The organism is Moorena sp. SIO2C4 (assembly GCF_010672485.1).
GTDB classification, from domain to species: Bacteria; Cyanobacteriota; Cyanobacteriia; order Cyanobacteriales; family Coleofasciculaceae; genus Moorena; species Moorena producens.
This window is the reverse complement of the sequence record NZ_JAAHGN010000796.1, coordinates 1-3600: the sequence shown is the minus strand read 5'-3', so window position 1 is coordinate 3600 and position 3600 is coordinate 1. Positions and strand designations below refer to the sequence as shown.

The following is a 3600-nucleotide window of genomic DNA, read 5'->3' as shown; positions in this document are numbered from 1 at the left end:
TTAAAGTGAGTTGATTTGGCCAGGGATGGGCGGTCAGTGGTCAGTGGTCAGTGGTCAGTGGTCAGCTTATTTTATTCAAAAGCACCGATTGCGCTACGGGCATAAGCTGATAGCTGATAGCTGATATCTGATAGCTGATAGCTGATAGCGTAGTTAATGATGGATTTAGTCTTTTAAGAATAAGGGATATGAGTTTAGAGTCTAATGGAAAAGTGGCTATCATTCGCACAGAAAGGGGATTGACGATATCAGGTACACGCATCACACTCTATGATGTAATAGATTACCTAACTGCTGAATATCCTCCTAAGCTTATTCGTGGTCTCTTCAACTTAACCGAGGAACAAATAAATGCTGCTCTGGCCTATATTAAAGCCAATCGTGCTGAAGTCGAAGCTGAGTATCAAATTGTAGTGAAAGAAGCTGAAGAATTGCGACAGTATTATGAACAGCGCAATCGTGACCTGATTGCCCGACTTGCCAAAAAGCCACCATTACCAGGTAGGGAGGCGGCTTGGGAAAAGCTGCAAGCACAGAAAGCAAAACATCAAGCTCAATTTGAGTCCCAGCGATGATTTTCTTGGTTGATCATAATCTTGAAGGACATGCTCTACTTTTGTCAGGTAGTATTGCTAGCCTTGGCTGGTTGGAGCTGTTACCCATTCGGTTTGTCACTTTTGCAGAGATTGAATTATCGATTACTAGTGATGACAGAGTAGTTTGGCGGTTTGCACAAGCCAATCAAATGATCCTGCTAACAGCCAATCGGAGTATGAACGGTAAGAATTCTCTAGAGAAAGTGATGCGTGAAGAAAATACATCTACTTCATTACCTGTTGTCACAATTGGAGATTCTGATCGAGTTCTGAGTGATCCTGATTATCGCAATCGTTGTGTTGATCGGCTAATTGAGATTATCTTTGACATTGATGACTATAGAGGTTCAATGAGACTTTTCATTCCATGAATACGAAGCTCAACAATTACAAACCTTTGCTTGCCTAATTAAACTCAGTTAAGGTGGCAATATAGTCAGTAGCAATCAATTGATGCGTTCGCGTAGCGTGGCCGTAGGCCAATCGCTTTTAGCGGGCTCTTCGAGCCATCGCGTAGCGTGACCTACGGTCAATCGCAGTCAAGTTACAGCAGACTTCCTAGTGCAATAGTGGAGGCAGTAATGAAGCGAGATTTAGATTATTTCATTGGTGAGCGTGCTGAACATCTGGCGATAGTATATTTGACAAGTAGCCAAGATCTAGTTGTGGAAAGGATGAAGGCTGATTATGGGCTAGATATGTTGGTAACAATACTACGGGATAAATTACCAACAGGAAGGGTTTTTGGTGTTCACATCAAAGGTCGAGACAAAGCTTTCAAGGACATACAGCAAGAAGCGTCACTAGTTTTATCTGACCAAGAAAAGAAGTACTTTCAAGATTTGCCCTTCCCGGTATGTGTATTGTTTTTCACTATGGACGATGACAGGGGCTATTACCGATGGTTGAAGTATCCCAGTGAATCCAACCAGAGCCTTCATACTCTTGAAAACAATCAATGGCGTTCTCTGGATCAGGAGCAGGTTAGCCAGATAATCGCAGAAGTTAATGCTTGGTATAATCGAAAGCACCAATCCGCCGCATAACAACACCCATACCCCGACCGCCTTAGCATTAGGCTCAAAACCAGGAGACTTAAGTGGCATATAGTGACTTTACTCTAAAGAAAGTCAAGCTTGACTTTAATATCCAGACTGTCGAGGATCAGTCACTATTTTCCAATAGTGAAGAAATTCAAATAAGTGATTATCTGGCACAGACCTTAAAAAGAAATCTCCCTTTAGCCTTAGCCATTAATACGGAAAAAGCTAGGTCAGAACTAATCATTATTAATATTTTACTGGAAGTCAAAGAAAAATCATCTCAAAAAATTAGTCTATTCTCAGGGATTGATTTTAATGTCGATAAGGAAAAAGGCTTAACTGGATTTTGTGATTATATCATTAGTGGTTCAGAAGAGCAGTTATATTTAGATTTGCCGGTAATTACAATAGTTGAAGCTAAGAATGAAAATATTATTTCTGGCTTGGGTCAATGTATTGCGGAAATGTATGCTGCTCAACTCTTTAATCAAGAAGAAAGTTATGATTTACCCTGTGTATATGGTGCAGTAACTACAGGGGATGAATGGAGGTTTGTTAAGCTTGAAAAAAATGTCGCTTATATCGATAATGATAGTTATTATATTAGCGATATTAATAAAGTTATTGGGATTCTAGTGAACATGGTTAAAGGAAAAGCGTAATACTATTAGCCAAGGGAACAGTAAAACTAGAAAAAATTCTTTCTACCTCATTCTCCCGATTCCCGACTCCCTCGGTGCGCTTTCCGTAGGCGAATTAAATTCGCCACGGGTCGCACCGCTCCCGACTCCCGACTCCCTAAAACCCAATCGACAACTGGGCTAATTGTGAAATCAATCCGATAATTCCGCCGATTAATACTAACCATGCGGAATTTACCTTAAAGCGAAATACCAGCACCGCGCTAACTATTGCTACCATAACGGTTAACCAATCTACTAAAGCAGTACGTGCTAAGATATAAGTGACTCCTGTCATCAGTCCTAAGGAAGCGGCATTAACACCGTCTAGGAATCCACTTGCCCAGGGGGATTGGCGTAGCTTGGGCACCCAAGGATTGAGGATTCCGACTAACACAAAGGCAGGCAAAAAGATTCCAATTGTTGCAGCTACTGCGCCAACATTTCCATTCAGCAGATAGCCAATAAAGGTAGCAGTGGTAAACACAGGACCGGGAGTGACTTGACCGATTGCGATCGCATCAAGCAGTTGTTGGGAAGTAAGCCATTGATGGCGCTCTACTAAATCTTGTTGTAGAAACGCCAGCAGCACATAGCCACTACCATATAGAACGGAGCCAATTTTTAGGAAGAATAAGAACACACTAGCGGAAGATATAGAAGCAGCGGATGGTACACCGGTCTGTGCTAAAACACTAGAGAAAGGTATAAGTAAAGCACCTGTGATATTGTTTCCTCTACGCCAAAGGTTTTTAACTAGCATTACTGCAGCTCCGACCAACAGCAGTAATAGAATTTCATGGGTGCCTAAGAAGAAAGCGACAGTAGCTGCAACTCCTGCTACTGTGGTGGGAATATCTTTTGCTGCTTTTTTTCCCAACTTCCATAACGCTTGTAAAACAATGGCGATGATAACTGGTTTGATACCATAAAGGAGCCACTCTACCTGGGGCACACTCTGGTAACGGGCATAAATTGCTGCCATGATCCAGACAATCACCATTGCTGGCAAGATAAAACAAGAACCAGCAACAAACAGCCCTCGCCATCCCGCTCGCTCATAACCGATGTGAATCGCTAATTCTGTAGAGTTAGGGCCTGGAATAAGATTAGTAACTCCCAGTAGATCGAGCAGCTTCTCATGACTCATCCACTGTCGTCGCTTCACTACTTCATCATCCATGATGGCAATGTGAGCAGCTGGGCCACCAAAGGCAATTGTCCCCAATTTAAAAAAGACTAGTGCTAATTCTTTTAGTAGTTGCACCTGTTGTTGTGGGA

5 protein-coding genes are annotated in these 3600 nt (G+C 42.1%); 4 read left to right on the top strand and 1 reads right to left on the bottom strand.

The features are described 5' to 3' along the window. Positions 1-188 precede the first annotated feature (188 nt). From F6K20_RS29230 to F6K20_RS29215, 4 genes are all read left to right on the top strand, one after another. Positions 189-575 carry a DUF433 domain-containing protein gene (locus F6K20_RS29230; protein WP_008183932.1) on the top strand — a complete coding sequence of 129 codons (387 nt, stop codon included), beginning with the start codon at positions 189-191 and terminating at the stop codon, positions 573-575. Beyond that, a complete protein-coding gene (locus F6K20_RS29225; RefSeq protein WP_008183934.1) occupies positions 572-967 on the top strand; it encodes a hypothetical protein in 396 nt (131 codons plus the stop codon). The genes F6K20_RS29230 and F6K20_RS29225 overlap by 4 nt, the downstream gene beginning before the upstream one ends. A gap of 210 nt (positions 968-1177) precedes the next feature. Continuing rightward, complete coding sequence (locus F6K20_RS29220; protein WP_287255252.1) at positions 1178-1642, top strand: DUF4365 domain-containing protein; 465 nt, start codon at positions 1178-1180, stop codon at positions 1640-1642. Positions 1643-1695: 53 nt separating this feature from the next. Further along, on the top strand, positions 1696-2301 hold the full coding sequence (locus tag F6K20_RS29215) for a hypothetical protein (RefSeq protein WP_287265927.1): 606 nt from the start codon (positions 1696-1698) through the stop codon (positions 2299-2301). Positions 2302-2437: 136 nt separating this feature from the next. On the opposite strand, the gene F6K20_RS29210 is transcribed toward F6K20_RS29215, so the two are convergent. Then, positions 2438-3600 (bottom strand): chromate transporter (locus tag F6K20_RS29210; RefSeq protein WP_287297035.1); only part of this gene is annotated, 1163 nt, incomplete at its 5' end.